This window comes from Type-E symbiont of Plautia stali (assembly GCF_059731115.1).
The window spans coordinates 535,909-562,026 of sequence record NZ_AP035906.1; the positions used below are offsets into that span (position 1 = coordinate 535,909).

The following is a 26,118-nucleotide window of genomic DNA, read 5'->3' on the forward strand; positions in this document are numbered from 1 at the left end:
TTGCGCATAACGACGCGAACATCGGCGAAAAGGCGCTGCGATGCACCATAATGAGGCAAAGTCAGCAGGCAATGACACGCTGAGTCGGCGCAGTGCCGCGATAATTACGCTATCATGAGCCAGATTTCGTTCAGGGAGCTCGTGATGAAACAGATTCGTCTTTTAGCGCAGTACTACGTTGATTTGATGGTCAAGCTGGGGCTGGTGCGTTTCTCGCTACTGTTAGCTTCAGCATTGGTGGTGCTGGCGATGGTGGTGCAGATGGCGGTCACCATGGTACTGCGTGGCCATGTTGAGAGTATCGATGTGGTGCGATCGGTGTTCTTTGGTCTCTTAATCACGCCCTGGGCCGTCTATTTTCTCTCGGTGGTGGTTGATCAGCTGGAAGAGTCTCGCCAGCGCCTGACAAAGCTGGTCGATAAGCTGGAAGAGATGCGCACACGCGATCTTGAACTTAATCAGCAAATGAAAGAGACCATCGCTCAGCTGAATCAGGAAATTAACGATCGTATCAAAGCGGAGCAGGCCCGCGAGCAGGTGATGGATAAACTGCGCGAAGAGATGGCGCGTCGCGAACAGGCGCAAATCGAGCTGGAACAGCAATCCTCTTTCTTACGCTCCTTCCTCGATGCCTCACCGGACTTGGTATTCTATCGCAACATCGACAAGCAGTTCTCGGGCTGTAACCGTGCGATGGAGTTGCTAACCGGCATGAGCGAGAAGCAACTGATTGGCCTGACGCCGCGCGACATTTACGATGAAGATGCCGCCTCCAAGGTGCTGGAGACGGATGAAAAGGTATTCCGCCATAACGTCTCCCTGACGTACGAACAGTGGCTGCAATATCCTGATGGGCGCAAAGCCTGCTTCGAAATCCGCAAAGTGCCGTATTACGATCGCGTCGGTAAACGCAGCGGCCTGATGGGCTTTGGTCGCGATATTACTGAGCGTAAGCGTTATCAGGACGCGCTGGAGAATGCCAGCCGTGAGAAGACCACCTTTATTTCAACCATCAGCCATGAACTGCGTACGCCGCTGAATGGCATTGTCGGCTTGAGCCGCATTCTGCTGGACACCGATCTCAATCAGGAACAACTGAAGTACCTGAAAACCATCCATGTCTCGGCCATCACGCTTGGCAACATCTTTAATGACGTGATTGAAGTGGACAAAATTGAGCGCCGCAAAGTGCAGCTGGATAATCAGCCACTCGACTTCACCGGCTTCCTTGCCGATCTGGAAAACCTCTCCGGGTTACTGGCGCAGCCGAAAGGGCTGAAGTTCGTGATGGCACCGGAGCTGCCACTGCCGCACATCATCTCTGCTGACGGCACTCGCCTGCGTCAAATTTTATGGAACCTGATCGGTAACGCGGTGAAATTCACCCAGCAGGGTGAGATTGTGGTGCGGGTCGCCTATCACCAGGACGAAACGCTGCGCTTTGAAGTGCAGGATTCTGGCATGGGAATTCCGCAGGAAGAGCAGGACAAGATCTTCGCCATGTATTACCAGGTTAAAGATCAGCACGGCGGAAAACCCGCCACCGGTACCGGTATTGGTTTGGCGGTTTCTCGTCGTCTGGCACAGGCGATGGGCGGCGATATTAGCGTGAGTAGTGCGCCGGGGCAGGGCTCATGCTTTGTGGTCGAGATAAATGCACCTCGTGTGGCCGATGAGGTGGAAGACGAAGATCTCGACGACAGCATGCCACTGCCGGCGCTGCACGTATTACTGGTTGAAGATATTGAACTGAACGTCATTGTGGCGCGCTCGGTACTGGAGAAACTGGGATGCAGTGTGGAAGTGGCGATGACCGGCACTGAAGCGCTGGCGATGTTTGATCCGCAGGAATTTGATCTGGTGTTGCTGGATATTCAACTGCCGGATATGACCGGACTGGATGTGTCACGCGCTATTCACCAACGCCATGCTGGCATGGCGCTGCCGCCGCTGGTGGCACTGACCGCCAACGTGCTGAAAGATAAAAAAGAGTATCTCGACGCCGGTATGGATGATGTGCTGAGTAAACCGCTGGCGGTGCCGGCCTTAACAGCGATGATTAAAAAGTTCTGGGATTACCAGGGCGAACCGGAAGAAGAGATTCAGACGTCCTCAGACGTACACTCGCGCATGCTGCTCGATGTGGAGATGCTGGAACAGTATATCGAATTGGTCGGCCCAGGATTGATTACACAAAGCCTGACGATGTTTGAACAAATGATGCCGGGCTATCTCGACGTGCTGGATTCCAACATGATGGCGCGCGATCAAAAAGGGATTGCGGAAGAAGGGCATAAAATTAAGGGTGCTGCGGGCTCAGTAGGACTGTTGCATCTGCAGAAACTGGCGAAACAGATACAGTCACCGGAACTGCCAGCATGGTGGGACAACGTGCAGGAGTGGATCGACGAATTAAAACATGAGTGGCTGCATGACGTTAACGTGTTACGCGAGTGGGTAGCTGAAAGGGAAAAATCTTCGGACGCCAGAAAAAAATGACCCCAGTCGAAACTGGGGTGCGCGAATACTGCGCCAACACCAGGGAAATGGGTACTGCTGCTATCGTTAGAAGTCGAATAGATCAGCAACAGTATGGTATTGGTTAACGCTTCGAAATCACCTTAACAAATTCGCCAACGCTTGTGACAAGATTCATTAAATTGTGTGAAGTTGAGCAGCGATTAAATACAGAAAACATTAATTTGCTGACACAGTCAAGCAAGGAATTAATTTCTTTGCCGTATTGCACTATTTTTGACCAATTGTTCTGCTTTTTGCCTGAATTTCCTTCAGCCTGAAGCAGGAAAAGCCTGACAGTTGCACTGAAATTCCTAATCAGTCGAAAAATCAGAGTTGATTGAACTTAACATGCTGATATTAGGTAACAAATAAGGTGATTCTGGTGGGTTATCCAAAACGTTTTGGAAACCCTCTGCTGAAAGTTCCAGTTTAAGCTTTTGCGGTGCAATGTAAACCAAACGGAAGGCTAAATCCTTTACCATTGTCAGGGCTAATCATGATGATGTTGACGCGATTTCAGCCACGTTTATTGAAACGGCTGCGCTCATCAGTGCGCTTATTCAAACGCTTTGAAAGTTTATTGTTAAGTATTGTGAAAGTTTAAATGTGATCTTTATCACTTTGTATGAAGTATCCGATTGTAAGGGTTTTGCTGAGTTTTTCACCATGGAACCGATTCCCTCATGATGGAAGTGCTTGATGTGATTGGCTCTAATAGAGGAACGATGATGACGCAGGTAATAACTTCATCTCTAACTTTCACGCGATAAGCGGTAAAGTTTTGCCCAGGATTACAGGTAATCAAAATTGTGACCGGGGTGATTGATTAATGCAGGGAACAGGTAAGAGAAAATTGCATGAGTAAGAGTAAAGGGAAAATGGGGCAACGCCTTAAAGTGCTGATTGCTAAAGTGCTGCTCGCGTGGTTGGGAATTTGGCTGGCAGGCATCGTGATCTTTGCCTTTTTACCTGTGCCGTTTTCTGCGGTGATGGTGGAGCGTCAACTGGGCGCCTGGTTCAGTGGTCGGTTCGACTATGTGGCGCACTCCGATTGGGTCAGCATGGATGAGATTTCTCCCTGGATGGCGCTGGCCGTGATCGCTTCTGAAGATCAAAAATTTCCGGAGCACTGGGGCTTTGATGTCGATGCGATACAAAAAGTATTGGATAACGATGGCTCAGAACAGATGCGTGGTGCCTCAACGCTGTCGCAGCAGACCGCAAAAAACCTGTTCTTATGGGATGGCCGCAGCTGGGTGCGAAAAGGGCTGGAAGCCGGTTTAACCGTTGGACTCGAAACCGTGTGGACCAAACGCCGCATTCTGACGGTATATTTGAATATTGCGGAGTTTGGCAACGGCGTGTTTGGTGTGGAAGAGGCTTCACAGCGCTACTTCCACAAACCAGCCAGTCGTCTGACGATTTCTGAAGCGGCGCTGCTGGCGGCGGTACTACCAAACCCGATTCGCTTCCGCGCTGATGCACCTTCCGGGTATATACGAATGCGCCAGCAGTGGATAATACGCCAGATGCGTCAGTTAGGTGGGGAAGGTTTCCTCGCGCGTTACAAATTGCATTAACAGCAATTAGTCTTCGTCAAACCCGGCTTCAAACAGCTCAATCACCGCAGCCAGCGCCTCGACTTCCTGCGGACCGCTGGCTTCAATCTCGATATGGCCGCCTTTCGCGGAGTCGAGCATCAACAGCGCAATCACGCTGCTGGCTTCGGCTTCCGTACCGGCTTCATTGCGCAGTAGTACCTCTGCGTCAAAACTCTGCACCAACTCGAACAGTTTCATTGCCGGGCGCGCATGCATGCCCAGCTTATTGCGAATCTCAACGACTTGCTTCACGGTCATGATTTACGTTTTTCCAGAGTGCGATGACGAGACTGCACATTTTTGCCGCGTGAACGGAAGTAATCTGCCAGCTGTTCGGCGATGTAAACCGAACGGTGTTTACCCCCGGTACAGCCAATCGCGACCGTTAGATAGCTGCGGTTGTTGGTTTCCAGCATCGGCAACCACAGTTCCAGATAGCTGCGCGTCTGGTAAATGAAGTTATGTACTTCAGTGTGGCGGTCGAGGAAAGCCGCAACAGGACGATCAAGCCCGGTCATCGGACGCAGCTTGGGATCCCAGTGCGGGTTTGGCAGGAAACGCACATCGAAGACGTAATCGGCATCAATGGGAATGCCGTGTTTGAAGCCGAAGGACTCAAATACCATGGTCAGCTCACGCTCACGTTTTCCTGACAGGCGCGTACGCAGCATTTCAGCCAACTCATGGACCGACATTTCGGAAGTATCAATGATCAGGTCTGCCCGCGAACGCAAAGGCTCAAGCAGGTCACTCTCTTCATCAATCGCGCTTTCCAGTGACAGGTTTTTACTGGAGAGCGGATGGATGCGGCGAGTATCGCTGTAACGCCGTATCAGCGTGTTGCGATCGGCGTCCAGGAACAGTAACTGTGGTGAAAACGAATCCGGCAGATTGTTGAGCGCCGTTTCAAACACCTCCGGCGATTCAGGCATGTTGCGCACATCAATGCTGACGGCCGCCGAAATATTGCGCTCTGTTAGGGTGTTCGCTAATTCCGGTAGCAGCACCACGGGTAGATTATCGACACAGTAAAATCCCATGTCTTCCAGGGCACGCAGTGCGACCGATTTTCCTGAGCCTGACCGACCGCTAACGATCATCAGCACCATCACATTTCTCCCGTTTTAAACCGACGAATAGGCCGGTAAATGTGTCTGTCGCTTAAGAGTGTTCTTCCTGAGCTTCTGTGATAATGGCATAGAGTTCTTCATCACTCTGTGCCGCACGCAAACGGCGGCAGACGGTTTTGTCTGCCAGACGTTTAGCGACCAGCGACAGCGTATGCAAATGGGTTTTGCACTGGTCTGCAGGCACCAGCAGAGCAAACAGCAGATCAACCGGCTGATTGTCCACGGCGTCAAAGGCGATCGGTTGGTCGAGGCTGATAAATACGCCAACGGCGCGCAGCGTATCCTCCTCCAGCTTGCCATGCGGAATGGCGATACCGTTGCCAATGCCAGTACTGCCCATACGTTCGCGAGTCAGAATGGCTTCAAATAGTGTCTGGTGCGGCAGATTGAGCTGCTTCGCTGCCAGCTCGCTGATAATTTCCAGCGCGCGTTTTTTACTCTGGCAGTGTACGCCGCTACGGGTACAGTCCAGTGAGAGGACCGAGCTCAATTCCAGTGTCAGATCGTTGTTCATCATCGTTTCACTTGCGAGTTCACATAGCCGCAAGGTTAACGCCATTCATAACACAATGGCGAGTCTCCCGTTGGCGCTTGCGCAGATGACAAAACGGGGCGGTTAACCCGCCCCATTTGCGCTCTGAGTGCCGAATCGGTCAGCACTCTGCAAGCATGAAGGTTAGTGTTTTTTCAGTTTGTCTTTGTGTTTGGTCAGCTGACGGGAAAGCTTGTCGATTAACCCGTCGATGGCCGCGTACATGTCTTCCGCTTCCCCTGTGGCGTGCAGCTCTCCGCCGTTGACGTGCAGTGTTGCTTCCGCAATCTGCGTCACCTTCTCCACTTTCAGAACAATATAAACCTGATTGATACGATCAAAGTAGTGTTCCAGTTTGGCAAATTTGCTATTTACAAATTCGCGCAGCGGTTCAGTGATTTCAACATTCAGTCCGGTCAGGTTTAGCTGCATAGGTCTTCCTTCTTCGTTCGGTCAAACCAACTGCTTACGCTGGTTTGATGGCGGTATAGATAAAGACTCGCGATATTTAGCAACCGTACGTCGCGCCACCATGATGCCCTGATCGGATAACATGGAGGTGAGTTTGCTGTCGCTCAAGGGTTTTGCGGGGTTCTCCGCGGAGATCAATTTCTTCACCAGGGCACGGATAGCCGTGGAAGAGGCTTCGCCACCGCCTTCGGTATTCACATGGCTGGAGAAAAAATATTTTAATTCAAAGATGCCACGCGGGCTGTGCAGGTACTTTTGCGTGGTCACACGGGAAATGGTGGATTCATGCATGTCCACGGCCTGGGCGATATCTGCCAGCACCATCGGCCGCATGTATTCCTCGCCCTGTTCAAAGAACGCCTGCTGCTGCTCGACAATACAACGCGTCACTTTGAGCAGTGTGTCGTTGCGGCTTTCGAGGCTTTTAATCAGCCATTTGGCTTCCTGCAAATTACTGCGAATGAATTGGCTGTCGCTGTCGTTACGTGCGGAACCGCCCATCGCGGCGTAATGTTGATTGATCTTCAGGCGCGGCAAGCTGTCTGAATTCAATTCAACGGTCCAGCGCTTACTGGTTTTACGCACCAGTACATCAGGAATCACATACTCGGGTTCGCTGGTGTTGATCGATTGGCCGGGACGGGGATCGAGTGACTGAATCAGCAGCATCGCGTCTTTCAGCACTTCTTCCTTGAGGCGTGTTATACGCATCAGGCTGCGAAAATCGTGGTTGGCCAGCAGATCCAGATGTTCACTGACGATCAACCGCGCTTCTGCCAGCATTGGCGCATCGGCAGCGTATTGTGAAAGTTGCACCAGCAAGCAGTCACGTAGATCACGTGCACCGACACCGACAGGATCAAAGCGCTGAACACGCTTCAGCACCGCTTCAACCTCTTCCAGCGTCAGCTCTTCATCACCAATGCTGTCGCAGATGTCCTGGACGGAAACGGTGAGATAGCCCGTGTCATCAATGGCGTCGACAATTGAAGTGGCAATCGCGCGGTCGGTATCCGTAAACGGCGTGAGCTCCACTTGCCACATCAGGTAGTCCTGCAGTGACTGGGTGGTTTCGCCTTGATAAACCGGCAGCTCATCATCCTGGTAATCGGTACCCGTGCCAGAAGGCGTTCCCGCGGTGTAGATTTCATCCCAGGTGGCGTCGAGTGGAAGCTCCTCGGGCATCTCTTTCTGTTCGAGGGCTTCACGTGTGTCTAACGAGTCGCTCTCCTGATGCTCACGTGAATCGACTTCTTCATGCAGATCGGTTTGCTCAAGCAGCGGATTGCTTTCCAGCGCCAGTTGCAGTTCCTGCTGGAGTTCAAGCGTAGAGAGTTGCAGCAGACGAATGGCCTGCTGCAACTGTGGGGTCATCGCCAGCTGTTGGCTGAGCCTGAGTTGCAAACCTTGCTTCATAATTCTGCTTGAATTTCCTAAGCAAATGTCGTGAATAACGACACCTTATCAGAGTCTGAACTCTTCGCCCAAATAAACCCGTTTAACCTGCTCATCTGCAAGAATTTCATCCGGCGTGCCATGCGCGATCAGATGTCCCTGGCTCACGATGTAAGCACGTTCGCACACCGCAAGCGTTTCACGCACGTTGTGATCGGTGATCAACACGCCAAGACCGCTGTCGCGTAGGTGTTCGATGATTTTTTTGATATCGATGACTGAGATCGGGTCAACACCGGCAAAAGGTTCATCCAGCAGGATAAATTTGGGGTTGGCTGCCAGAGCGCGAGCGATTTCAACACGGCGGCGTTCACCACCGGAAAGCGCCTGCCCCATGCTGTCACGCAGATGCTCAATGTGAAACTCTTCCATCAACTCATTGGCACGATCCTGACGCTGCTCTTCCGTTAAATCATCGCGGATTTGCAACACCGCCATCAGATTGTCGAACACGCTTAGACGGCGGAAGATTGACGCTTCCTGCGGCAGATAGCCAATGCCCCGGCGCGCTCGCGCATGCAGCGGCAAAATACTGATATCTTCGTCATCGATCACGATGCGGCCTGCATCACGCGGCACAATCCCGACAACCATATAGAATGTGGTGGTCTTGCCGGCACCGTTTGGGCCTAGCAGGCCGACAATCTCGCCAGATTTTACCTGCAGGCTGACATCTTCCACCACGCGGCGGCCTTTATAGGCTTTCGCCAGGTTTTCAGCGACTAATGTGGCCATAGCGATCAGTTACTCTTTTTAGGGCTCGTGGACGAGCCGTTTTTGTCCTGCAACTGCGACGGCACCAGTACGGTGGTGACGCGTTTGCTTTCGCCCTGGCTAAATGCCTGCATTTTCTGCTCTTTCACCAGGTAAGTGATGCGATCGCCTTTGATGTTGCTGTCCAGCTGCTGAATGAAGGCATTGCCCGTCAGTTCAACGAAATCGTTCGCCAGCTCATAATGCAGTTTTGAGGCGTGGCCCTGCACGGGTTTGCCGTTATCCTGCATCTGGTAGAAAGTGGCGGGAGCGCCGTAGGCATCCACGATAGTTTTTTTACTGTCGCCACCTGGACGTGTGACCACCACTTTGTCAGCAGTGATTTTGATTGAACCCTGGGTCACAATGACATTGCCGGTAAAGGTCGCTACGTTGCCTTGCAGATCCAGCGCCTGATTCACCGAATCAATATTAACGGGTTTGTCAGAGTCTCCCGTCAGGGCCAGCGCGGGCAGGCTGGTCGCCAGTAAGGCGCTTACCAACAACAACTTAAGGCTGTTTTTGTTCATTTTGGATTTCATAGGAAGTTTTGACCTTTTCAAGCAGCTGGGCATTCTTGGTTCGTAAATTGCCGCGCATCTTCATGCCAGTGGAATTAAAACTGCGGCCAAATAGGGTGACTTGATCGTCAGATGTCACATCCTGGGTGACCAGATTAACCTGAGCCGTATCGGTAATAATGCGCTCAAGTTGAGAATCCTGGGTCAGGGTATTCACTTCGACGTGACCATATAGATACAGCATACGATCTTTGGTCAGCTTTGCCTTATCGGCACGTATAGTCCAGGTGGGCACTTTATTTTCATCATACGTGGTTGCAACCGGATTATCGAACCAGCTCACCTCATCTGCCGCAAAGTAAGTCACTTTATCCGAGATCAGTTTGTACGCCAGCGCGCCCGTGGGGTTATACACCACAGAATGGGACTTCTCGCTGGTATAGGTTGGCTCCTGGCTATTGGTCGCCACCGGCGCTTCGCTATCGTCCTGGTTGGTGAGATTCCAGCCGATCAGCACCAGGGCAATCAAGGCCAAAATCAGCGTTATCCAACGCCTGCTCTTACTCATACTGATTGCCCTTTGGCATCCTCAAATTTGTTCTGCGCCATCAAAATCAGATCGCAGAGTTCACGTACCGCACCACGGCCACCGGCAATACGGGTGACGTAGTGTGCACGAGGTAATAACACGGGGTGGGCATCGGCGACGGCCACACTCAAACCGGCCTCCGCCATCACAGGCCAGTCGATCAAATCATCGCCGATGTAAGCCACTTGCTCAGCAGATAATGACAGTTTATCCAGGAGTTCACGCCACGCCAAAAGCTTATCTGATTGTCCCTGATAAAGATGCGTAATGCCGAGCGTCTGGCAACGATCTTCCAGCAGCTTCGCTTTGCGGCCAGTAATAATAGCCACTTCGATATCAGAGGTCAGCAGGCAGCGAATACCATAGCCATCACGGACGTTAAAGGCTTTCAATTCTTCGCCGTTGTTGCCCATGTAAATCACGCCGTCAGACATCACACCGTCCACATCGCAAATCAGCAGGCGAATCCGCGCCGCCCGAGCCATTACCTCGGCACTCACCGGGCCATAGCAGGTATCGATCATCGTGGTTTCAACACTCATTATTTGTTCCTGTTCAAACTACGCCAGCGCGCAGCATGTCATGCATATGTACCACACCGAGCAGACGATCGTCATCGGCGACCAGTACCGCAGTGATGTTTTTGTTTTGCATCAGATTCAGTGCGTCAACAGCCAGCATATTCGGGCGCACGCGAATCCCGCCGCGCGTCATCACATCCTGAATGCTGGCTGACTGGAAATCGATGCCCATATCGAAGATGCGGCGTAAGTCGCCATCAGTGAAAATGCCTTCGATTTTCATCAGGTCGTCAACAATCACCGTCAGGCCGAGGTTTTTGCGCGTAATTTCCAGCAACGCATCCCGCAGCGACGCATCGCGGCTGACGTGTGGGATCTCGTCACCACTGTGCATAATATCGCTCACGTGTAGCAGCAGTTTGCGGCCCAGTGCGCCACCGGGATGCGAGAGCGCGAAGTCTTCCTGAGTAAAGCCGCGTGCCTCCAGCAGGGCAACCGCCAGCGCATCGCCCATCACCAGCGTGGCGGTAGTACTGGAGGTCGGTGCCAGACCGAGCGGGCACGCTTCCTGTGGAACCTTCACGCATAAATGCACGTCAGCGGCACGCCCCATGGCACTCTCCGGACGGCTGGTGAGGCAAATCAACGGCACTTTCTGTCGCTTGAGGACCGGGATGAGCGCCAGAATTTCGTTCGATTCGCCACTATTAGAGATAGCGATCACCACGTCGTTTGCTGTCACCATGCCGAGGTCACCATGGCTCGCTTCGCCAGGATGAACAAAGAATGAAGACGTACCGGTACTGGCAAAAGTCGCTGCCATTTTTGCACCAATATGACCGGATTTGCCCATGCCCATCACCACCACTTTTCCACGGCAGGCAATGATCATTTCGCAGGCGCGGCTAAAGTCGGCATTAATATACTGATCGAGCTGCTCCAGCCCTTCGCGTTCGATGCGCAGTACCGCTTTACCTGCCTGTTGGTAATCAAAAACCGGTTGCTGATGTGACATGGTCAGTCCGTCCTTAATAACTTGTGATGAGCGCAGGGCTGAGCCACAGCCACAGAACCCACGCAATAAATCCCGATAACAAAAGAGAGCCCGCGACGCGGCCAATCCGGCGTTTGCGTAACAGGCAAAGTAGGGCGAACAGCACGCTGACACCTAGCATCACCCAGTAATCTCGTGCGAAAGCGTGTGCATCAACGCTGCCGGGGTGCACCAGCGCGGGCAGGCCCAGCACAATGGCCAGATTAAAGATATTAGCGCCAATCAGGTTACCGATAGCGATATCGTCTTCACCTTTCAATGCACCCGCCAATACGGTAGCCAGTTCAGGCAGGCTGGTGCCGACGGCAATCAACGTCAGACCCATGACCAGCTCGCTGACACCAAAATAGTCGGCAAACACGGTGGCATTATCGATCACCATCCGCGTTGACATCGGCAGAATAATCAGCGCCACCGCCAGCCACAGAAAGGCCACGGTATTGCCAGCTTCATCGCGCGGCAGTTCAGCCAATTGTTCGCGCGTTAACGTGTCGTTGTTATCCCGCTCTGCGCGGCGGGCGATGCGAATGGCGATCAGCAGATAACCTAAAGCAATCAGCAGCAGCGCGATGCCATTAAGTCGACTAAGGTGATTATCAAACAACATGATGCCACTCAGCAGTGAGACCAGCAGCATCAGGGGGAGTTCGCGCCGAATCAGGTTGGAGTGCACTGTCAATGGGTGCAAAAGTGCGGCACCGCCGAGGATCAGCAGAATATTGGTAATGTTTGAGCCCAGCGCCGTCCCTACAGCTAAATCCATTTGCCCATGCTGCGCTGCAGAAAAAGAAACGATCAGTTCGGGTAACGATGTGCCAATGCTTACCACTGTCATGCCGATGATCAGCGGAGGAATGCCGAAGGATCGACACAGGATCGCGGCACTGAAAACCAGACGGTCAGCACCGTAAGCCAGTAAAATCAATCCAATAAACAGCAGGGCAGTGGCTACGAACATGAAAAATCCTTGATGGATAGGTGTGTCGGCAAACCTTGTCCGACAGGTAAATACATTGCGCGCGCGGAAACAGGCGCTGATTTTGACTGTCTGAGAGGCAAAAGTAAATTTTAAGGCCGTTTTCGCCACACCTGACGGGTAAGTTTCTGTAAAACTATCGTGCATTGTGGTCTACCAGGCTACCATCCACGACTTTGATTACGCCCGATCCGCATAAAGAGGTAACGATGATCCAGCAAAAAACGAATCTGGTTGAGGTTCGTGGCGTCAGCTTCACTCGCGGAGACCGCGTCATCTTTGATGACATTTCGCTTACCGTGCCAGCGGGTAAAGTGACCGCTATTATGGGGCCATCCGGGATTGGAAAAACCACGCTGCTGCGCCTGATTGGTGGTCAGTTGCAACCGGATAAAGGGGAAATTTGGTTCCGTGACCAGAATATCCCAGCGCTTTCCCGCACTAAATTGTATGAAGTGCGAAAAAAAATGAGCATGTTGTTCCAGTCGGGTGCACTTTTTACCGATCTTAACGTCTTTGATAACGTTGCCTGGCCGTTGCGTGAACACACACAATTACCGCCGGAATTGCTGCACAGCACGGTGATGATGAAGCTGGAAGCAGTCGGCCTGCGCGGTGCAGCCAAACTGATGCCGGCCGAGCTTTCTGGTGGCATGGCGCGCCGTGCCGCACTGGCGCGCGCGATTGCGCTGGAGCCGGACCTGATCATGTTCGATGAGCCCTTTGTCGGCCAGGATCCGATTACCATGGGCGTGCTGGTGAAATTGATCGATGAATTGAACCACTCGTTAGGTGTGACATGCATTGTGGTTTCACACGATGTGCCAGAGGTCTTGAGCATTGCTGACCATGCCTATATTGTTGCCGGTCAAAAGATTATTGCCCAGGGCAGTGCGCCGGAGTTGCGTGAAAATCCCGATCCGCGCGTGCGCCAGTTTATTGAGGGTCATGCGGACGGTCCAGTGCCATTCCGCTTCGCTGCCGGGGATTACCTCAGCGATCTGACTCGTGCAGGGAGAACGTAAACTGATGTTGCTAAAGGCGCTGGCGTCACTTGGACGTCAGGGAATTAATACTTGCGCGGCGTTTGGCCGTGCAGGCCTGATGCTGTTTCATGCGCTGGTGGGTAAACCCGCTTTCCGCCGCCACGCGCCACTGCTGGTAAAACAGCTGTACAGCGTGGGTGTGCTGTCGCTGCTGATCATTGTGGTCTCGGGTTTATTCATTGGTATGGTGCTGGGCCTGCAGGGTTATCTGGTGCTGACGACCTACAGCGCTGAAACCAGTCTCGGCATGCTGGTGGCCTTATCGCTGCTGCGCGAACTGGGTCCCGTGGTCACGGCATTGCTGTTTGCAGGACGCGCGGGTTCAGCCCTGACGGCAGAAATTGGTTTGATGAAAGCCACCGAACAGCTCTCCAGCATGGAAATGATGGCCGTTGATCCGCTGCGTCGCGTGGTTTCGCCGCGCTTCTGGGCAGGGTTCATCAGCATGCCGCTGCTAGCCTTGATCTTTACGGCAGTCGGTATTGCCGGTGGGGCGTTGGTGGGCGTGGGCTGGAAAGGCATCGATCCGGGCTTCTTCTGGTCAGCGATGCAAAATGCCGTGGATTTCCGCACCGATGTCATCAACTGCATCATTAAAAGCGCAGTCTTTGCCGTGACGGTAACCTGGATTGCGCTGTTCAATGGCTATGATGCCATCCCGACCTCGGAAGGGATTAGTCGGGCGACAACGCGTACCGTAGTGCATGCTTCACTGGCGGTACTCGGTTTGGACTTTGTGCTGACAGCACTGATGTTTGGGAATTGATGCAATGCAAAGCAAGAAAAACGAAATCTGGGTTGGCGTCTTCATGCTGGCAGCACTGTTGGCACTGTTATTCCTCAGCCTGCGCGTGGCCGATCTCAAGTCACTTGGCACCGAACCGACATGGAAGCTGTATGCCACTTTCGATAATATTGGCGGCCTAAAAGTCAGCTCACCGGTGAAAATTGGTGGTGTGGTGATTGGTCGAGTAACGGATATTTCGCTGGATGATAAAACGCTGTCGCCGCGTGTCACCATGGACATCAGCGATCAGTATGCTGACAAAATCCCGGACACCAGCTCGCTGGCCATTCGCACGCAAGGTCTGCTGGGTGAACAGTTCCTCGCACTGAATTTAGGCTTTGACGATCCAGAACTGGGTTCGGCAATGCTGAAAGATGGCGGCACGTTGCGTGACACCAAATCCGCGATGGTGCTGGAAGATTTGATCGGCCAGTTCCTCTACAAGAGCGGCGACAATAAAAACGATAATCAAAAGCAGGGCACCGAGAGTGCGCCTGCTCCGGCAGCACCTGCTACAACGGAATAGAGAGGTAAAACACAATGTTTAAACGTTTCCTGATGATTGCCATGCTGGCGATTGTGCCGCTGGCGGCCAATGCAGCGGATCAGAGCGATCCTTATAAACTAATGAATGAAGCGGCGGCGAAGACCTTCACCCGCTTGAAAAACGAGCAACCTAAAATCAAGCAGGATCCTAACTATCTGCGTGAGGTGGTGCGTCAGGAGTTGCTGCCGTATGTACAGATCAAGTACGCGGGTGCGCTGGTGCTGGGCCGCTATTATCGTGAGGCTACTCCGGCACAGCGTGACGCTTACTTTGCGGCATTTGGCGATTATCTGGCTCAGGCTTATGGCCAGGCGCTGGCGCTGTACCACGGCCAAACCTACCAGATTCAGCAACCGCAGCCGATTGGCGATGCTAACATCGTGGCGATTCGCGTGACTATTTTGGATCCGAACGGCCGTCCGCCTGTGCGCCTTGATTTCCAATGGCGCAAGAACAGCCAGACCGGCAACTGGCAGGCCTATGATATGGTGGCTGAAGGCATCAGCATGATCACTACCAAACAAAATGAATGGAGTGATTTGCTGCGTACTAAGGGCATTGATGGTCTGACCGCGCAGTTGAAAACCTACGCAGCGCAGCCTATCACTCTGGATAAACAGTAAGCATGAGCGAACCGTTACGCTGGCAGCGCAATGCCAGCACGCTATCTTTAAGCGGCATGTTGGATCGCGATACCCTGCTGTCATTGTGGCATGAACGTGAAACCGCCATGGTGGATATCGCGACCATTGATGTCGCGGCGCTGGAGCGCGTGGATTCAGCGGGACTGGCTTTGTTAGTCCACCTGCGCGAGATCGCGCGGGCACAAGGTAGCACGCCACTTTTCACCGGTATCAACGACAAACTCCAGTCATTAATTGCGCTGTATAACCTGCAGCAGATTATTGTTTCTGCGGAAAAAATCGCCTGATAACGTAGTCATCGCCAAAAGCCCCTGATTTATTCAGGGGCTTTTGCGTATTTAAGAGTCAGGCGCTTTCCTCTAAGATATCCGCCTTATTATTATTAAGTGAAGCAAAGAGCGATGGAAAATAGTGAAGTTCAGGCCGTGCTGATGCAGGCGCTGCCATTAGATGAAGTACATGTTCTCAGCAACGACGGCAGTCATTTTCAGGTGATCGCGGTGGGTGAGATGTTCGGTGAACTGAGTCGTGTGAAAAAACAGCAGGCTGTTTATGCGCCGCTGATGGAATACATTGCGGATAACCGTATTCATGCGGTTTCCATCAAAACTTATACCCCAACCGAGTGGGCGCGCGACCGTAAACTCAACGGTTTCTAAGCGCCTCACAGGTTGTTTTGTTGATAGATAATTGAGAGCCGTTAATGGACAAATTTCGTGTGCAAGGCCCCACTCGTTTAAGTGGTGAAGTGACCATTTCCGGGGCGAAGAATGCTGCGCTGCCAATTCTGTTTGCTGCGCTGCTGGCAGAAGAGCCGGTAGAGATTCAGAACGTGCCGAAGCTGCGTGATATCGATACCACCATGAAGCTGCTAAATTTGCTGGGTGCGCGCGTTGAGCGTAATGGTTCGGTTCACGTTGATGCTCGCGAAGTTAATGTCTTCAGCGCACCGTATGATCTGGTGAAAACCATGCGTGCCTCGATTTGGGCACTGGGTCCGCTAGTGGCCCGTTTTGGTCAGGGTCAGGTTTCATTGCCAGGCGGCTGTGCTATTGGTGCACGTCCGGTTGATTTGCACATCACTGGCCTTGAGCAGCTGGGTGCGGAAATTAAACTGGAAGAAGGTTACGTCAAAGCTTCCGTTAATGGCCGCCTGAAAGGCGCGCATATCGTCATGGACAAAGTCAGCGTTGGTGCGACCGTGACCATCATGAGTGCGGCAACACTTGCCACTGGCACGACCATTATTGAAAACGCCGCGCGTGAGCCGGAAATTGTCGATACGGCAAACTTCCTCAACACGCTGGGCGCAAAAATCAGCGGTGCAGGCACAGATAAAATCACCATCGAAGGCGTAGAACGTCTGGGTGGCGGTGTGTATCGCGTTCTGCCGGATCGTATCGAAACCGGTACCTTCCTTGTCGCTGCTGCGATTTCCCGCGGTAAAGTGGTGTGCCATAAAGCCCAGCCCGATACGCTGGATGCTGTACTCGCAAAACTGCGTGATGCGGGTGCCGAGATTGAAACCGGTGAAGACTGGATCAGCCTCGATATGCACGGTAAGCGCCCTAAGGCGGTTAACGTCCGTACTGCACCACACCCAGGTTTTCCAACCGACATGCAGGCACAGTTCACCTTGCTGAACATGGTGGCGGAAGGCACTGGCGTGATCACCGAAACCATCTTCGAAAACCGTTTCATGCACATCCCTGAGCTGATTCGTATGGGCGGTCACGCGGAAATCGAAAGCAACACTGCGATTTGCCACGGTGTTGAGACGCTGTCAGGTGCACAAGTGATGGCAACCGACCTGCGCGCTTCTGCGAGCCTGGTACTGGCCGGTTGCATCGCGGAAGGCACCACCATTGTGGACCGTATTTATCATATCGACCGTGGCTATGAGCACATCGAAGATAAACTGAAGGCTATGGGTGCCAATATTGAGCGCGTCAGCGGCGAATAACACCGATCTCGCACGCGAAGAAAACCAGTCACGGCAGCGTGGCTGGTTTTTTTATGTCCTGGATCTCAGATCTCCTGCCGAACCCTGGGGGATCGAATACGTTTTTTGCGATCCAGCAAGCGCGATGTAATGGGATCATAATAGCGAGTTGGCCAGATCTCGGCGGGATGAACACCGATCGCGTCAGCGATTAACCACTCTCCTTTGGGCCAGGGGCGGGAAAGTGCGTTGGAGAGTGTGGACGAGTTCAGCCCCGAATTGCGTGACAATTCAGCCATTGATGTGCCTTTTTTACGCAGTGCTGCAATCACATCTGCGGGATGCCAATCCTGTTTCCTTGCTTTCATAACGTCCTGCTCCTTGTCCATGTTATTGCGTTGTCTCTGCCGCAACGGGCGTATCCAATACAGAGATATTAGGAAAAAACAAAAACCTTATAGCAAATAATTTCCATAAGCTTCCAGTAATTGTTTTGGCCTCGCATTAAACTGAGCCCTCTTTCGCAAAAGCGATGCAAGGAATGTAATGGGCAGTCAGGTGAAGCGCTGGGAAGTAAAGCAGGGGAGAATACGGGTAAGGCAGGAAAGAAAACGGGGCTATGCCGCCCCGTAATAGCAATCAGAAATCACGCTGCACTGACATGTGGGCCAATGCTTCGAGTGCACTACGCCACGGCGTTTCTGGCAGGGCCTGCAGAGCAGCAATGGCTTTATCCGCCTCTTCTTCAGCGCGTTTGCGCGTCCATTCCAGCGAGCCAGTTTGTTGCATGGCATCCAGTACCGGTTCCAGCAGATGGCGACCGTTGCCTTCTTCGATTGCTTTGCGGATCATCTGAGCTTGCTCTGGTGTACCGTTGTGCATGGCATGGAGCAGCGGCAGTGTCGGCTTGCCTTCGCTCAGGTCATCACCGGTATTTTTACCCAGGGTTTCGCCATCCGCACTGTAATCCAGCAAATCGTCAATTAACTGGAAAGCGGTACCCAGATAGCGACCATAATCCTGCAGCGCTTTTTCCTGCGCCGGCGTGGCTTCAGCCAGAATCGCGGAGGCTTGAGAAGCCGCTTCAAACAGGCGCGCGGTCTTACTGTAGATGACGCGCATGTAGCTCTCTTCCGTGATATCGGGATCGTTGCAGTTCATCAGCTGCAGCACTTCACCTTCCGCAATCACGTTCACTGCTTCAGACATCAGCGCGAGGATCTTTAAGGATCCCATACTGGTCATCATCTGAAACGCGCGGGTATATATGAAGTCCCCCACCAGCACACTGGCAGCATTACCGAACGCGGCATTGGCAGTGGCTTTGCCACGGCGCATATCGGATTCATCCACCACATCATCGTGCAGCAGAGTCGCCGTGTGGATAAATTCGATCAGCGCCGCATTGGTGACATGTAGCGATCCCTGATAGTTGAGCGCACGTGCCGAGAGCACCGCGATCATGGGCCGGATTCGTTTGCCTCCGCCGCTGATGATGTAGTAACCCAACTGATTAATCAGTGAGACATCTGAATTCAGCTGGTCGAGGATGGTCTGGTTGACGGCCGCCATGTCCTGCGCGGTTAATTCATTAATCTGTTCTAAGTTCATTCGTCTGTTCAGCTTTGACTCGTATTTTGCATGGTAAGCGCTTTTACCCAGCGTGAGTTCAGGTAATCTGTTACTGATTGTACTTGAAAAATCGGGCTGAGAAACGTTTGCATTCGTCCTGCGCTTTTTTTCTGCAAGAGAGTGCAAAGTGCACTTGTCTTCTGCTGGAGATTTGCGTAGAATTCGCGCCCTATTGTGAATATTTATCGCGCCGCCTGATGAATAGAAAGGCATGCGCAGAAGCGGAGTTTTATATGTACGCGGTTTTCCAAAGTGGTGGTAAACAACACCGAGTAAGCGAAGGTCAGACCGTTCGCTTGGAAAAGCTGGACATCGCAACCGGCGAAACCATTGAGTTCGACCAGGTTCTGATGATTGCAAATGGCGAAGACGTGCAAATCGGCGCGCCACTGGTATCAGGCGGTGTGATCAAGGCAGAAGTTGTTGCTCACGGTCGTGGCGAGAAAGTTAAGATTGTTAAGTTTCGTCGTCGTAAACACTACCGTAAGCAAGCTGGTCACCGTCAGTGGTTCACTGATGTGAAAATCACTGTGATCGGCGCGTAAGAGGAGATCTGACAAATGGCACATAAAAAGGCTGGTGGCTCGACTCGTAACGGTCGCGACTCCAATGCAAAACGTCTGGGTGTTAAGCGTTTCGGTGGTGAATCTGTTCTGGCAGGTAGCATCATCGTTCGTCAGCGTGGCACCAAATTCCACGCAGGTACCAATGTAGGTTGTGGTCGTGACCACACCCTGTTTGCTACCGCAGACGGTAAAGTACAATTCGAAGTTAAAGGTCCTAACAACCGCAAGTACATCAGCATCGTTGCTGAGTAAGGTTGTTGTGACGCAGACGGTTAACGTCTGAACACACGAATTGAAGGCCCCGCAGCTTTGCGGGGCTTTTTACATTCTGCCGCAGGTTGCGGGATTCCCTCTGACCAAAACGCGCAGTTTGCTGTACAATTTATGTACTCCTGGCTTTGCCAGTCTTGTATTATCCGCCGCCGGTCAGCGCAGAAGACCCTGGCGGACCCGTTTGCTGTGCTTTAGTCGCCGCGAACGATAGCGTGACGGAGAAATAAAATGAAGTTTGTAGATGAAGCGACGATCCTTGCGGTCGCAGGCGATGGCGGTAATGGTTGCGTCAGCTTCCGCCGCGAAAAATACATTCCACGCGGTGGCCCGGACGGCGGCGACGGCGGTGACGGCGGTGATGTTTACCTGCTGGCGGATGAAAACCTGAATACCCTGATCGACTATCGTTTCGAGAAATCTTTCCGCGCCGAACGTGGTCAAAATGGCCAGAGCCGTGATTGCACCGGTAAACGCGGCAAAGACATCATTATCAAGGTGCCTGTCGGTACCCGCGTGATTGACCAGGGTACTGGCGAAACGCTGGGTGACATGACGCGCCACGAGCAGAAGCTGATGGTCGCGAAAGGCGGCTGGCACGGCTTGGGTAATACGCGTTTTAAATCCTCGGTTAACCGTTCCCCACGTCAGAAGACCATGGGTACGCCGGGCGAGAAGCGTGACCTGCAGCTGGAGCTGATGCTGCTGGCTGATGTCGGTATGCTCGGTCTGCCGAATGCCGGTAAATCGACCTTTATTCGCTCCGTGTCTGCGGCTAAACCAAAAGTGGCGGATTATCCGTTTACCACTCTGGTGCCAAGCCTTGGCGTGGTGCGCATGGACAACGAAAAGAGCTTCGTCGTCGCCGATATCCCGGGCCTGATTGAAGGCGCAGCGGATGGTGCCGGTCTGGGGATTCGCTTCCTGAAGCACCTTGAGCGTTGCCGTGTACTGTTGCACCTGATCGACCTTGCGCCGATCGATGAATCCGATCCGGTCGAAAACGCCCGCATCATCCTGGGTGAGCTGGAAAAATACAGCGAGAAGTTGTTCCAGAAGCCACGCTGGCTGGTGTTTAACAAATGTGACCTGCTGGACCGTGAAGAAGCGGAAAGCCGCGCTAAAGCGGTTGTGGAAGCTTTGGGCTGGGAAGACAAATACTACCTGATTTCTGCGGCCAGCCATGACGGCGTGAAAGATCTCTGCTGGGACGTGATGACCTTCATCATCGAGAACCCGAAAGAAGCGGAAGAAGAAGCGAAAGAGCCGGAGAAAGTGGCCTTCATGTGGGATGATTATCACCGCGAAGCCATGGAAACCGCTCAGGAAGTGGAAGAAGACGACGATTGGGATGACGACTGGGACGAGGAAGACGACGAAGGCGTCGAAATCATTTACCAGCGTTAATCGCAAAACAGAAAGCGGCCAATTGGCCGCTTTTTTTATGGCTGCTGAGTGCCATTTTCACCTCCCGATGAAAGGGCATCGTGTGCAGCAATCCGGCGCGATGATTCTTCCCCCTGGAATAAGGAGGTGAGGGCCGTCGCGGAAAATTACCCCAGCACCGCCACCGTCAATCGCGATGTGCAGCACAGTTGATCGCGTCCATTGCGAATCTCAATTTCCCAGCTCTGGTTGCGTGCGCCAAGGTGCAAAGGACGGCAGATGCCGCGCACTTCACCGCTGCTCACCGCGCGATGGTGGCTGGCACTGACCTCAATCCCCACCACACTTTTTCCCTCTTCCACACTCAGATAACCGGCAATCGATCCCATCGATTCCGCCAGCACCACTGACGCACCGCCGTGCAGCAGGCCAAACGGCTGCTGCGTGCGGGTATCCACTGGCATAGTTGCCTCAAGGTAATCGTCGCCAATCACCGTGAACACGATGCCGACGTGCGACACCAGCGAGTTATCACCGAGGGTATTTAAGGTTGCCAGATCAACCGATCGTTTCCAGATTGCCATGTCAGGATCCCAGCGTTGCGCCACCGTCGACCACAATATCCTGCAGCACCACGTGGCTGGCAAGATCCGAAGCGAGGAACAGAACGTTGTTCACGATCTCTTGCGGTTTCGCGATCTTACGCAGTGGGATCCCCAGCTTATACTGATCCGGGAAGCCATTGATCATCTCCTGTTCCGCTTCCGGCGTATGCCACAGGCTACGTTGCATATCGGTATCGGTTGAACCCGGTGAAACGATGTTGCAGCGCACGCCAAACGGTGCCATTTCCAGACCGACGGTGAGGCACAGGCTACGTAGTGCGGCTTTGGAAGCGCCATAAGCGGACATGCCGAGACGTGGCGCGTGAGCCGCGTTAGAAGCGATGGTAACAATCGCCCCCGCGCGCTGCTGGCGGAATACCGGCAGCGTTTGCTGGAACATATTAAAGGCGCCACCGGCGTTCACCGCCAGACACGCCTGCCAGTCTTCGAATGCGAGTGCTTCGGTACTGCCGACGCGCAGGATCCCGGCGCCGTTGACCAGCACATCCAGACGAGGCTGCTCAGCCAGCAGACGCTGGCACACGGCTTTCACCTCCGCCGCGTTGGCAACATCCAGAATCTGAGTGGCAAACGGATAGTCGGGCTGATCAAAACGCAGATCGAAGCCGATCACCTGTGCGCCTGCCTGATGGAATGCCAGCGCCGTATGGTAACCAATGCCTTTACCCGCGCCGGTTACCCAGACGATTTTTCCGTTAAAGTCGAAAGAGGCACTCATTTGGCAGGTGTCCGTGACAGCAGAGCCCACCAGCCATCAATGCTCGGGTTTTTTGCCAGGCTAACGAAATCGATGTCGTTGTGCACCTGGCGCCAGCGCGCCGCCAGCGCCATCACGCGCACGGAATCCAGGCCGTAGTCGATCAGATTCTCATCATCTTCTGGCACATCGTCATCTTCCAGCAGCGGCAGAATCAGTGCACGCAGATCGTCTTTGCTCAGCGGCAGCGGCATCAGATCGGCGGTCATCACCACTTTGCCACTGCGGCCAGCGGTATAAATCAGTGCCATCATGTGCTCTTCACGGCTGAAGTCGGCCAGCGCATCCGCCACCATAAACGGCTGGATGTTACGCATAAAGGCGTCAGTGGCGGTGGTCAGGCAGCCGATGTGGGCGTAAACGCCGGTAATGATCAGTTGATCGCGGCCCATCTCCTGCAGGATCGATTCCAGCGGCGAGCGGACAAAGGCGCTGTAACGCCATTTGGTTAACACCTGATCGTCCTGATCTGGCGCCAGTGCATCCACGATCTTCTGTTGATCCGGATGCTTATTCAGGCCCGGTCCCCACATGTCGTTAAGCAGTGCGCGATCGGCATCGCTCTGCTCGTTGGGCTGCGCGGTGTAGAACACCGGAATACCTTGCGCTTTGCAATAGGCGCGCAGGCGGGCAATGTTCTCCACAACCTGATCGATCAGCGGACTGTTCTCGCCCCAAAAATTCAGGAAATAAGCCTGCATATCATGGATCAGCAGGGCAGCACGCTGTGGCTCTACGGTCCATTTCACCTTGTTGGTCGGCAGCTCAGTGGCGGCAGGCAGCGCGTAAGAATTCAGTTTTGGAATAGCCATTACAATCTCCGGAATAGGTTCAGGCTTGCGCTTGTTGGTCAGCAAGCTGTTGGCGTAAACGTTTTTTGTCCACCTTGCCAACCGGGGTCAGCGGCAGGGCATCTACGCAGGTAATACGATCGGGTAATTTAAACTCGGCGACACCGAGATCGCGCAGATGACGGCGCAGCGCCACCGCTTTGATCGGCTGGCTGGCAACAATAAAGGCGCAGCTTTTTTCACCCATCAGTTCATCAGTCATCGACACCAGCGCGGCATGAATCACATCCGGATGGCGCTGCAGCAAATTCTCGATCTCTTCTGCGGCGATCTTCTCGCCGCCACGGTTGATCTGATCCTTCTCGCGGCCCTGCACGGTGATGTAACCCTGCGGGTTGATCTCAATCAGATCGCCGGAGCAGTAAAAGCCGTTAGCATCAAAGCTGGTGGCATTGTGTTCCGGGCTTTTGTAGTAGCCACGGAAGGTGTACGGACCGCGTGTCATCAGGCGACCCACCGTGCCGTGCGGCAGCGCATTACCGTGTTCATCCGCCACCCAGACTTCGTCATCTTCAGAAATCGGTCGGCCCTGAGTGGTCAGCACGGTTTTCTCGTCATCGCCAAAGCGGGTGTAGTTCACCAGACCTTCGGCCATGCCAAACACCTGCTGTAATTGGCAGCCAATTTCGCTCTGGATGCGTGCCGCCAGGGTTTCGCCGAGCTTCGCGCCGCCGACCTGAATGCGCTGCAGCGTAGCCAGCTGCTTGTTGCTACCCCATTCCTGAATCGCCTGCAGCCACAGGCTCACTGCGGGTGGCACCAGACCGGTATCGGTGACCTGGTGCTTCTCAATCAGCGGGAAGCAGAGCGTGGCGCTTGGGTCAGCGGCAAGAATCACCTGGCCCCCGGCATAAAACACACCAAGTGAACCCGGTGAGCTCATGGCGAAGTTATGCGGTGCGGGCAGGGCGATCAGATAACGCGTGTCAGCCGTGACTTCGCAGATCTCATCGCTGGCGCGAATACTGTAGTAGTAGTCGTTGTGCGTGCGAGGAATCAGCTTCGGCGTACCGGTGCTGCCACCGGAGAGCTGGAAAAACGCCACTTCATCGGCAGCAGTTGGCGTTGGCTGGTAATCGCCCGCCGCTTCCGCCATCAAAGCTTCGAGGGTGTTTTCTTTATCACCGTCATTGCGCAGGATGATCTGCTGCAGTGACGGTTGAGCGGCACAAAGCGCACCAATAAAGGTGTCATCGCCAAACAGCGCGTGACTGCGATCGGCAATTAGCAGTTTAGGCTCAATCTGCGCGGCATAGGCGGTCAGCTCGGTGCGCTGATGGCTATACAGCGCGAAGACGGATGCTACGCCCAGTTTAAACAGCGCAAAGGCCGTGACGTAAAACTCCGCCACGTTGCCTAGCTGCACTAACGCAGTATCACCCTGTTGCAGGCCACGGCGCTGTAGGGCTGCCGCGAGGTTATCGGTTAGCTGATTCAGCTCGCGATAGCTGATTTGACGATCGCCGTCGATGACCGCGATTGCATCATTCTCTTGATGACGCGCCAGGATATCGGTCATTGGCACATCGAGCCAATAGCCTTTTTCGCGATAGCGCGCAGCCAAATCTTCAGGCCAGCGGGTATAGGGAATGCTCATGCTCTTTCCTTTATTGCAGTCCAAAAGCGCGCAACATGGTATCCAGCTTCACGCCGGTTTCGCGCCATTCTGATTCAGGTTGGGAATCGGCAACGATGCCTGCGCCCGCAAACAGTCGCACGCGTGCACCGTGCACGGTGCCACAACGAATTGTCACCACCCATTCACCGTTTCCTTCACTGTCACACCATCCCACAATGCCGCCAAACAGCTGACGATCAAAAGGCTCTAGCTGCTGAATCAGCTGCTGAGCACGCTGGTGTGGGAAGCCGCTTAATGCGGGGGTCGGATGAAGCAGGCAGGCCAGCGACAAAGCGTTCTCACGATCATCCTGCACCTCACCATCGATTTGCGTCGCGAGGTGCCATAAGGTCGCGGTGGTGATCAATGACGGTACCGTCGGCACCGACAGCAGGCGACTGCGCGGTTGCAGCGTATCGCGCATCGCATCTGTGACCAGCTGGTGTTCATGACGATCTTTGCTGGAGTCCATCAGCGTATTGCCCGCTGCCTGATCCTGTAGGCTATCGTGGTGATCACGACGTGCTGAGCCCGCCAGCGGGCACGAGCTAAAATCGCGGCCCTGCTTACGCAGCATCAGCTCCGGGCTGGCTCCCACCAGTGCACCGCCTTGCGGCAGCGGCAGATGGAAGTGATAGCTATTCGGATTCTGCGCAATGACGCGTTGCATCAGCGCCGCGGTATCCACTGGCTGCTCGGTGACAATATCCATCAGGCGCGACAGCACCACTTTATCGAGGTCACCACGTTGCGTTGCTGTCACCGCATCGGCCACCATTTGGGTAAAGACATCGTGATCGGGCACCGCCACGCGACGACGTACCTGCGGCAGCTCACTGGCAGCCGCTGGCAGCGCATTCTGTAGGTCGGCACGATGAAAAGTTTGATACGTTTCAGGAATAAACAGGGCCGCAGGCTGACTCACGTCAAACGGAATCGCACCCACCAGGATCGGATTCTCAATGCCTTGTTGTTTTGCCGCCGCAAAATGTTGATGCAGCTGAAGTTGAAAATCACCCTGCAATGATGCAGCGTCTGCCACAGAGGTGGTTATCGTGGTATAGCAGCCTTGAGTCGCGAGGCTTTGCCACGGCGAGGTAAAGAGGAACCCACGGCATAACGCAGAAAAATCCTCTAATAAGGCATTTTCAAACATGGATGATTCCACCATAATTTTCACCTATAAATGATAAGATTATTAAGAATGATTATCATTTTTATTATGGGCCTGTAACCTACGTCGATTGGACAAAAGAGTCAATCCATTCGCGGGATTTCCCGCATGATTTAGGCGTAATCGGAAGGTGACGTCGAGCCGTGCAA

The 26,118-nt window shown here is 53.5% G+C and carries 30 protein-coding genes; 12 read left to right on the forward strand and 18 right to left on the reverse strand.

Annotated elements, in window-relative coordinates; translation table 11 throughout:
• The first annotated feature begins 144 nt into the window (after positions 1–144).
• Positions 145–2,499: an aerobic respiration two-component sensor histidine kinase ArcB gene (gene arcB, locus AC6I8L_RS02340; protein ID WP_058962133.1), complete on the forward strand. Its 2,355-nt coding sequence runs from the start codon at positions 145–147 to the stop codon at positions 2,497–2,499.
• Between the two features lie 878 nt (positions 2,500–3,377).
• A complete protein-coding gene (gene mtgA, locus AC6I8L_RS02345; protein ID WP_058962132.1) occupies positions 3,378–4,100 on the forward strand; it encodes a monofunctional biosynthetic peptidoglycan transglycosylase in 723 nt (240 codons plus the stop codon).
• Positions 4,101–4,106: 6 nt separating this feature from the next.
• Here the strand turns inward: mtgA and npr are convergent, their stop codons facing one another.
• The 11 genes from npr to AC6I8L_RS02400 all read right to left on the reverse strand — a co-directional run bounded on the left by npr (position 4,107) and on the right by AC6I8L_RS02400 (position 12,105).
• Entirely contained in the window at positions 4,107–4,379 is a 273-nt protein-coding gene (gene npr / locus AC6I8L_RS02350) for a PTS phosphocarrier protein NPr (protein ID WP_034826632.1), read from the reverse strand.
• Complete coding sequence (gene rapZ, locus AC6I8L_RS02355) at positions 4,376–5,230, reverse strand: RNase adapter RapZ (RefSeq protein ID WP_038649498.1); 855 nt, start codon at positions 5,228–5,230, stop codon at positions 4,376–4,378. Before rapZ ends, npr begins: the two co-directional genes overlap by 4 nt.
• Positions 5,231–5,282: 52 nt before the next feature.
• Entirely contained in the window at positions 5,283–5,765 is a 483-nt protein-coding gene (gene ptsN, locus AC6I8L_RS02360; protein ID WP_176505766.1) for a PTS IIA-like nitrogen regulatory protein PtsN, read from the reverse strand.
• 162 nt (positions 5,766–5,927) lie between these two features.
• Positions 5,928–6,215 (reverse strand): ribosome hibernation promoting factor, encoded by a 288-nt coding sequence (gene hpf / locus AC6I8L_RS02365; RefSeq protein ID WP_034826627.1) that lies wholly within the window; start codon positions 6,213–6,215, stop codon positions 5,928–5,930.
• Between the two features lie 21 nt (positions 6,216–6,236).
• Positions 6,237–7,670: an RNA polymerase factor sigma-54 gene (gene rpoN / locus AC6I8L_RS02370; RefSeq protein ID WP_058962131.1), complete on the reverse strand. Its 1,434-nt coding sequence runs from the start codon at positions 7,668–7,670 to the stop codon at positions 6,237–6,239.
• Between the two features lie 48 nt (positions 7,671–7,718).
• Complete coding sequence (gene lptB / locus AC6I8L_RS02375; RefSeq protein WP_034826621.1) at positions 7,719–8,444, reverse strand: LPS export ABC transporter ATP-binding protein; 726 nt, start codon at positions 8,442–8,444, stop codon at positions 7,719–7,721.
• Positions 8,445–8,449: 5 nt separating this feature from the next.
• Positions 8,450–9,004: a lipopolysaccharide ABC transporter substrate-binding protein LptA gene (gene lptA / locus AC6I8L_RS02380; protein WP_034826619.1), complete on the reverse strand. Its 555-nt coding sequence runs from the start codon at positions 9,002–9,004 to the stop codon at positions 8,450–8,452.
• Positions 8,973–9,551 carry an LPS export ABC transporter periplasmic protein LptC gene (lptC, locus tag AC6I8L_RS02385; protein ID WP_034826617.1) on the reverse strand — a complete coding sequence of 193 codons (579 nt, stop codon included), beginning with the start codon at positions 9,549–9,551 and terminating at the stop codon, positions 8,973–8,975. The genes lptA and lptC overlap by 32 nt, the downstream gene beginning before the upstream one ends.
• Entirely contained in the window at positions 9,548–10,114 is a 567-nt protein-coding gene (kdsC, locus tag AC6I8L_RS02390; RefSeq protein ID WP_058962130.1) for a 3-deoxy-manno-octulosonate-8-phosphatase KdsC, read from the reverse strand. The genes lptC and kdsC overlap by 4 nt, the downstream gene beginning before the upstream one ends.
• Before the next feature lie 13 nt (positions 10,115–10,127).
• Positions 10,128–11,108 carry an arabinose-5-phosphate isomerase KdsD gene (gene kdsD / locus AC6I8L_RS02395; protein WP_034826612.1) on the reverse strand — a complete coding sequence of 327 codons (981 nt, stop codon included), beginning with the start codon at positions 11,106–11,108 and terminating at the stop codon, positions 10,128–10,130.
• A gap of 13 nt (positions 11,109–11,121) precedes the next feature.
• Positions 11,122–12,105 (reverse strand): calcium/sodium antiporter, encoded by a 984-nt coding sequence (locus AC6I8L_RS02400; protein ID WP_058962129.1) that lies wholly within the window; start codon positions 12,103–12,105, stop codon positions 11,122–11,124.
• 227 nt (positions 12,106–12,332) lie between these two features.
• Between AC6I8L_RS02400 and mlaF the strand changes: the two genes are divergently transcribed.
• From mlaF to murA, 7 genes are all read left to right on the forward strand, one after another.
• Positions 12,333–13,148, forward strand: a complete 816-nt coding sequence (gene mlaF / locus AC6I8L_RS02405; RefSeq protein WP_034826608.1) for a phospholipid ABC transporter ATP-binding protein MlaF — start codon at positions 12,333–12,335, stop codon at positions 13,146–13,148.
• Positions 13,149–13,152: 4 nt separating this feature from the next.
• Entirely contained in the window at positions 13,153–13,935 is a 783-nt protein-coding gene (gene mlaE / locus AC6I8L_RS02410) for a lipid asymmetry maintenance ABC transporter permease subunit MlaE (RefSeq protein WP_034826606.1), read from the forward strand.
• 4 nt (positions 13,936–13,939) lie between these two features.
• Entirely contained in the window at positions 13,940–14,482 is a 543-nt protein-coding gene (gene mlaD / locus AC6I8L_RS02415) for an outer membrane lipid asymmetry maintenance protein MlaD (RefSeq protein ID WP_034826604.1), read from the forward strand.
• Between the two features lie 14 nt (positions 14,483–14,496).
• The gene (gene mlaC / locus AC6I8L_RS02420) at positions 14,497–15,126 is read left to right on the forward strand and encodes a phospholipid-binding protein MlaC (RefSeq protein ID WP_034826602.1); all 630 of its coding nucleotides are present in this window, start codon (positions 14,497–14,499) and stop codon (positions 15,124–15,126) included.
• A 2-nt stretch (positions 15,127–15,128) separates the two neighbouring features.
• Positions 15,129–15,434 (forward strand): lipid asymmetry maintenance protein MlaB, encoded by a 306-nt coding sequence (gene mlaB, locus AC6I8L_RS02425; RefSeq protein WP_034826600.1) that lies wholly within the window; start codon positions 15,129–15,131, stop codon positions 15,432–15,434.
• A 114-nt stretch (positions 15,435–15,548) separates the two neighbouring features.
• Positions 15,549–15,806, forward strand: a complete 258-nt coding sequence (ibaG, locus tag AC6I8L_RS02430) for a BolA family iron metabolism protein IbaG (protein WP_034826599.1) — start codon at positions 15,549–15,551, stop codon at positions 15,804–15,806.
• Between the two features lie 44 nt (positions 15,807–15,850).
• On the forward strand, positions 15,851–17,110 hold the full coding sequence (murA, locus tag AC6I8L_RS02435) for a UDP-N-acetylglucosamine 1-carboxyvinyltransferase (protein ID WP_058962128.1): 1,260 nt from the start codon (positions 15,851–15,853) through the stop codon (positions 17,108–17,110).
• A gap of 65 nt (positions 17,111–17,175) precedes the next feature.
• Here the strand turns inward: murA and AC6I8L_RS02440 are convergent, their stop codons facing one another.
• Entirely contained in the window at positions 17,176–17,457 is a 282-nt protein-coding gene (locus AC6I8L_RS02440) for a helix-turn-helix domain-containing protein (RefSeq protein WP_058962127.1), read from the reverse strand.
• A 271-nt stretch (positions 17,458–17,728) separates the two neighbouring features.
• Positions 17,729–18,700, reverse strand: a complete 972-nt coding sequence (ispB, locus tag AC6I8L_RS02445; RefSeq protein ID WP_038649473.1) for an octaprenyl diphosphate synthase — start codon at positions 18,698–18,700, stop codon at positions 17,729–17,731.
• 254 nt (positions 18,701–18,954) lie between these two features.
• Between ispB and rplU the strand changes: the two genes are divergently transcribed.
• From rplU to cgtA, 3 genes are all read left to right on the forward strand, one after another.
• Positions 18,955–19,266, forward strand: a complete 312-nt coding sequence (gene rplU / locus AC6I8L_RS02450) for a 50S ribosomal protein L21 (RefSeq protein WP_034826596.1) — start codon at positions 18,955–18,957, stop codon at positions 19,264–19,266.
• A 15-nt stretch (positions 19,267–19,281) separates the two neighbouring features.
• On the forward strand, positions 19,282–19,539 hold the full coding sequence (gene rpmA / locus AC6I8L_RS02455; protein ID WP_003851093.1) for a 50S ribosomal protein L27: 258 nt from the start codon (positions 19,282–19,284) through the stop codon (positions 19,537–19,539).
• A 249-nt stretch (positions 19,540–19,788) separates the two neighbouring features.
• Positions 19,789–20,964: an Obg family GTPase CgtA gene (cgtA, locus tag AC6I8L_RS02460; protein ID WP_034826592.1), complete on the forward strand. Its 1,176-nt coding sequence runs from the start codon at positions 19,789–19,791 to the stop codon at positions 20,962–20,964.
• 146 nt (positions 20,965–21,110) lie between these two features.
• Here the strand turns inward: cgtA and AC6I8L_RS02465 are convergent, their stop codons facing one another.
• From AC6I8L_RS02465 to AC6I8L_RS02485, 5 genes are read right to left on the reverse strand one after another with little or no spacing between them, the layout of a single operon-like run.
• The gene (locus AC6I8L_RS02465; protein ID WP_058962126.1) at positions 21,111–21,527 is read right to left on the reverse strand and encodes a hotdog fold thioesterase; all 417 of its coding nucleotides are present in this window, start codon (positions 21,525–21,527) and stop codon (positions 21,111–21,113) included.
• A 1-nt stretch (position 21,528) separates the two neighbouring features.
• Complete coding sequence (dhbA, locus tag AC6I8L_RS02470; RefSeq protein WP_058962125.1) at positions 21,529–22,287, reverse strand: 2,3-dihydro-2,3-dihydroxybenzoate dehydrogenase; 759 nt, start codon at positions 22,285–22,287, stop codon at positions 21,529–21,531.
• Positions 22,284–23,138, reverse strand: a complete 855-nt coding sequence (locus AC6I8L_RS02475; RefSeq protein WP_058962124.1) for an isochorismatase family protein — start codon at positions 23,136–23,138, stop codon at positions 22,284–22,286. Before AC6I8L_RS02475 ends, dhbA begins: the two co-directional genes overlap by 4 nt.
• Before the next feature lie 19 nt (positions 23,139–23,157).
• Complete coding sequence (locus tag AC6I8L_RS02480) at positions 23,158–24,774, reverse strand: (2,3-dihydroxybenzoyl)adenylate synthase (protein WP_058962123.1); 1,617 nt, start codon at positions 24,772–24,774, stop codon at positions 23,158–23,160.
• A gap of 10 nt (positions 24,775–24,784) precedes the next feature.
• The gene (locus tag AC6I8L_RS02485; RefSeq protein WP_058962122.1) at positions 24,785–25,966 is read right to left on the reverse strand and encodes an isochorismate synthase; all 1,182 of its coding nucleotides are present in this window, start codon (positions 25,964–25,966) and stop codon (positions 24,785–24,787) included.
• Positions 25,967–26,118: the final 152 nt, after the last annotated feature.